We start from the raw sequence: 5,170 nt of genomic DNA, 5'->3' as shown, positions 1-5,170 counted from the left end.
AACCCCCACCAACCCCAGCCCCCAACAGCTCTAAGCCCACTGGAATTCCAGAAAAACCCTGCTGTACTCAGCCAAGGTTCTGGAGATGAGCCTGTCGTAAATCTGCAGGATGCATAACTCGATACAGTCTCGATAGGAAACCTATCAAGGACACTCTCATGTCTCTGTTCAAACGTTCAGTCACTGAGTTGTTAGGTACGTTCTGGCTGGTGTTGGGGGGTTGCGGCAGTGCGGTTCTGGCCGCGTCTTCTCCGCTTGGGATCGGAGTGCTCGGTGTAGCCATCGCGTTTGGTCTCACCGTGCTGACCATGGCCTTCGCCATCGGCCACATCTCCGGTTGCCACCTCAACCCCGCCGTGTCGGTCGGTTTGTCAGTCGGTGGCCGATTCCCCGCCAAGGAACTGCCCGCCTACATCATCGCCCAGGTCATCGGCGGGATCATCGCCGCCGCGTTGATCTACTACATCGCCAGCGGCAAGGAAGGCTTCGACCTCTCCGCCGGCCTGGCCTCCAACGGCTACGGCGAACACTCCCCCGGCAAATACTCGATGGCCGCAGGCTTTGTCTGTGAACTGGTGATGACGGCGATGTTTGTGCTGATCATCCTCGGCGCCACCGACAAACGTGCGCCGGCCGGGCTCGCACCGATCGCTATCGGCCTGGCCCTGACGCTGATCCACCTGATCTCGATTCCCATCACCAACACCTCGGTCAACCCGGCCCGCAGTACCGGCCCGGCCCTGATTGTCGGCGGCTGGGCGATCGCGCAATTGTGGATGTTCTGGGTCGCGCCGCTGCTGGGTGCGGTGGTCGGTGGTGTGACGTATCGGTGGCTGGGCAAGGAAGGCACTTGACCCCATGGAAGAGGATCAGTCCTGTCGGTAAGGCAAGGCGGTCCTCGCTTCCTCGGCATAGGCCAGGACGCCGAGACGCTCCTGATGAAGGAAGTCTTTGACGGCGGCTTTCAAGCCGGGATGGCGCAAGTAGTGCCAGGAATGGGTGATCACCGGTTCAAACCCGCGAATCAGTTTGTGCTCACCCTGAGCACCGGCATCGAAACGCTGAAAACCGTTGGCAATTGCGTAGTCCATCCCTTGATAGAAACACGTCTCGAAATGCAGACGATCGAACTCCGCCAGACAGCCCCAGTAACGCCCATAAAAACTGTCGCCGCCCACCAGGCTGAAGGCCATGGCCACCGGCCGTGAGCCCTGTTTGGCCAGGACCACGCGAATCGATTCCGGCATGCGCTCGGCCAACAGACTGAAAAATTCCCGCGTCAGATAGGGCCTTTGCCGGCGCACCGCGTAGGTGTTGGCGTAACAGGCGTAAACGAAATCCCACTGCGCCTGATCCAGTTGCTTGCCTTCCAGCCACTCGAAATCAAACCCCTGCCCCGCCACTTGCTCGCGCTCTTTGCGCATCTGCTTGCGCTTGCGCGAACTGAGGACGTCGAGGAAGTCCTGAAAATCCCGATAGCCGCGATTTTGCCAGTGGTACTGACAGCCGATGCGCTGCAGCCAGCCGGGTTGTTCGGCCAGCGCCGCGTCGGTGAACGGATCGGTGAAATTGATGTGCGCACTGGAGAGCTCTTCGATCTCGAGGTAGCCCGGCAAACTTTTCAGCAGTTCGAAACCGTCCTCGACCGAGGCCGCCAGCAAGCGCGGTCCGCTGACCGGGCTGAACGGCACGGCGGTCAACAGTTTGGGGTAATAGTCGATGCCGGCACGCTCGCAGGCATCGGCCCAGGCGTGATCGAACACGTACTCGCCATAGGAATGCCACTTGCGGTAACTGGGCAGCGCGGCGATCAACCGGTCCCCGTCCATGTGCAACAGATGCTCGGGCTGCCAACCGGAATGCGCGCCGACGCTGCCACTGTCTTCCAGTGCACTGAGAAAGGCATGGCGCAGAAACGGCTGGGTTTGCGGCACCAGGGCATCCCAGCTGTGCGGGGCTATTTCGGACAGACGTTCCAGGCGTTGCAGCGGCATCACTTCCCTCTCCACTTCTTGGCGTAAAAGCCTCGCGAGTATCGCCTATCGAGGCGCAATCCACACTCGTGATCCGCCGACAGGGCCCGGAATAGAAAGTTCCTTCGCACTTTGTATCGTCATCGAGCCGCCATCACTTTGCCACTGCCTTGTCATAAACCATCGCGATACTGGCGCCAGTTTTTAGAGCGTCGGGTTCTTAGCCCGATCACTGTTTTCCGTCCGACATCGGTCGGTTGTGCCCTGGATGGCTAAGTCATCCCCTCTCATCTTCGGAGATTGATATGCGTCTTGCTTCCACGAAAACTGCGGCGGCCCTGTGTGGCGGTCTGCTGCTGGCCATGAGTGTTCCGGCCAGCGCCGCAGTCGACGCCAAACTGCTCGACATGCTGAAGGCTAACGGTTCGATTACCAACGCGCAGTACAGCGAGTTGCAAGCCGAACTGGCCAGGGATCAGAAGGATCAGCAAATCGCCCGTCAGGCTCAGCAAGAGACTAACGAGCAGATCGCGGCCACCGCGAAGAAAACCGAAGCACTGAGCACCTTCGACCAGAAACTGGCGTGGGCTGCCAAGACCCAGTTCAAGGGTGACGTGCGTTTCCGCCAGGAAACGGTCAAGAACGACGGTGTTTCCAACACCGGCGACCAGGATCGTCAACGTATTCGCGTCCGCCTGGGTGCCTACACTGCAATCAACCCGCAAGTGGACACCGGCATCCGTATTGCCACTGGCAGCGACAACGACTCTCGTTCCACCAACCAGAGCCTGGATGGCAACTTCACCAAGAAGGATATCTGGCTGGACCAGGGTTACGTCGACTACCACCCTGACGCCATCAAGAATCTGCACTTGATCGGCGGCAAGATGGCGCAACCATGGGTGAGCATGGGCGACATCATCTGGGATAGCGACATCAACCCGGAAGGTCTGGCAGTGACTTACAAATACCCGCTGGGCGGCAGCACCGAGCTGTTCGGTAGCGCCGGCCACTTCACCCTCAAGGACAACGTCGACGGCGAAGGCAAGCAGTTCCGCCACGACCTGCGTCTGTACTCAGGCCAGTTGGGCGCGCGTTTCGCGATCACTGACAACCTGAAAATGACCTTGGGTGGCAGTCTCTACGCTTACGACAACGACAACGACATCAACAATACCTGTGCGGCGAACACCTGCCGACTGGCCATTAACGGCAACACGGCGAACGAACAGTTCAAACTGTACGAAGGCTTTGGTCAGCTCGACATCGGCGGCCTGCCAATGCCACTGTCGATCTACGGTCAAGTCGTCAACAACGACGATGCCAGCAACGATCAGGACATGGGCTGGCTGGCCGGTGTCAAGACCAACGTCTTCGGCTTCGGCGTGGACTACAACTATCGTGACGTACAGCGTAACGCCGTGGTCGGCGCCTTCACCGACTCTGACTTCGCCAACGGTTTCACCGGTTCGCGCGGCAGCAAGTTGAAAGTGAGCTACGAGATCGACAAGAACTTCGCCCTCGGCGCGACGTACTTCATGGCTGATTCCGACTACACCAACGCCACCCTGCGCGACTCGAAAATCAACACCCTGCAACTGGATGCCGAAGCCAAGTTCTGATCCCTGCTACACGGTTCGGGCAAGGACGCCCAAACTGCTTTTACAAACTCGCGCTGCTGTATCGGTCCCCATCATCCGTCCGATACCGCAGCGCGAGTTTTTTTATGCAAAAAAAAGATCGCAGCCTTCGCTGGCTGCGATCTTTTCATTTACCGCGACAACTCAACGCTTGCGCAGAATCACGCTACCAATCGAATAACCGGCGCCGAACGAGCTGAGCACCGCCAGCGAACCCGCCGCCAGATCATCCTGGTTCTTGTGAAACGCAATCACCGAGCCCGCAGAGCTGGTGTTGGCGTAGGTGTCGAGAATCACCGGGGCTTCTGCTTCGGTAGCTTCGCGGCCCAGCAGTTTCCTCACGATCAAGTGGTTCATGCTGAGGTTGGCCTGGTGCAGCCAGAAGCGCTTCACGTCGCCGACGTTGAGCTGGTTCTCTTCCAGGTGCGCACCGATCAGCTCGGCCACCATCGGGCAGACTTCCTTGAACACCTTGCGGCCTTCCTGCACGAACAGCTTGTCTTTGGCACCAATGCCCTCTTCCGCCGCGCGGTTGAGGAAGCCGAAGTTGTTGCGGATGTTGTTGGAGAACTTGGTCAGCAGCTTGGTGCTGACCACGTCGAACTGGTACTTGGACGTCGCCAGGTCCGCTCGCTCGATGATCACCGCAGTGGCCGCGTCGCCGAAGATGAAGTGGCTGTCGCGGTCACGGAAGTTCAGGTGACCGGTGCAGACTTCCGGGTTGACCATCAGCACTGCCCGAGCCTGGCCCAGTTGCACGCTGTTGGCCGCCGCTTGAATGCCGAAGGTTGCCGAGGAGCAGGCCACGTTCATGTCGAAACCGAAACCCTGGATGCCCAGCGCTTCCTGGACTTCGATGGCGATGGCCGGGTAGGCGCGTTGCAGGTTGGAGCAAGCGACAATCACGCCGTCGATGTCCGCCGCGGTTTTGCCGGCACGCTGCAAGGCTTGTTCGGCCGCGCCGATGGCCATCTGGCAAAGCACCGACCACTCGTCGTTCGAGCGCTCCGGCAGGCGTGGCGTCATGCGTTGCGGGTCGAGAATGCCGTCCTTGTCCATGACGAAGCGGCTTTTGATACCGGAGGCTTTTTCGATAAACGCGGCGCTGGATTCGGTCAATGCCTCGACTTCGCCACGGGCGATGGCGTCGGCGTTGTCGGCGTTGAACTGCGCGACGTAAGCGTTGAAAGACTGCACCAGCTCTTCGTTGGAAATGCTGTTGGCCGGGGTGTACAGGCCGGTGCCGCTGATGACGACGTTATGCATGGTCGTTTCTCTAATCTGTTCAGGCAGAAAGCATTGGCACCGACGTACCAATACATAAAGGGTCTGTTCCCGTCACAGGAAGCAAACCTGGCATCGCTTTATTCCGAACCGCCCGAACCTGTGGAGGCTCAAAACCGCGGGGCCGGCGTTTATAGGCGCGAAGTTTGCCATAAACGTTGGGGTTTGGCGCCTTTTGCGAGTGTAACGGCACTACGGTTCAAGTAATGACAAACGGCAGATATCCAACCTGTAGGAGCACGGCTTGCCGGCGAAGGCGGCCTTGAACCTTGC

Annotated in this window: 4 protein-coding genes; 2 read left to right on the top strand and 2 right to left on the bottom strand. The window is 59.2% G+C overall.

The annotated features are described in order from the left end of the window. The first annotated feature begins 158 nt into the window (after window positions 1-158). On the top strand, window positions 159-854 hold the full coding sequence (aqpZ, locus tag KGB27_RS30845; RefSeq protein ID WP_008029032.1) for an aquaporin Z: 696 nt from the start codon (window positions 159-161) through the stop codon (window positions 852-854). Between the two features lie 15 nt (window positions 855-869). On the opposite strand, the gene KGB27_RS30840 is transcribed toward aqpZ, so the two are convergent. Further along, window positions 870-1,994 (bottom strand): GNAT family N-acetyltransferase, encoded by a 1,125-nt coding sequence (locus KGB27_RS30840; protein ID WP_223557354.1) that lies wholly within the window; start codon window positions 1,992-1,994, stop codon window positions 870-872. Window positions 1,995-2,278: 284 nt separating this feature from the next. Between KGB27_RS30840 and KGB27_RS30835 the strand changes: the two genes are divergently transcribed. Further along, on the top strand, window positions 2,279-3,595 hold the full coding sequence (locus tag KGB27_RS30835) for a putative porin (RefSeq protein ID WP_008029035.1): 1,317 nt from the start codon (window positions 2,279-2,281) through the stop codon (window positions 3,593-3,595). A 162-nt stretch (window positions 3,596-3,757) separates the two neighbouring features. On the opposite strand, the gene KGB27_RS30830 is transcribed toward KGB27_RS30835, so the two are convergent. Beyond that, on the bottom strand, window positions 3,758-4,879 hold the full coding sequence (locus KGB27_RS30830; RefSeq protein WP_008043468.1) for a beta-ketoacyl-ACP synthase III: 1,122 nt from the start codon (window positions 4,877-4,879) through the stop codon (window positions 3,758-3,760). Window positions 4,880-5,170: the final 291 nt, after the last annotated feature.

Source organism: Pseudomonas sp. BF-R-01 (assembly GCF_019946615.1).
Lineage (GTDB): Bacteria > Pseudomonadota > Gammaproteobacteria > Pseudomonadales > Pseudomonadaceae > Aquipseudomonas > Aquipseudomonas migulae.
This window is presented reverse-complemented; position numbering and strand designations above follow the sequence as displayed.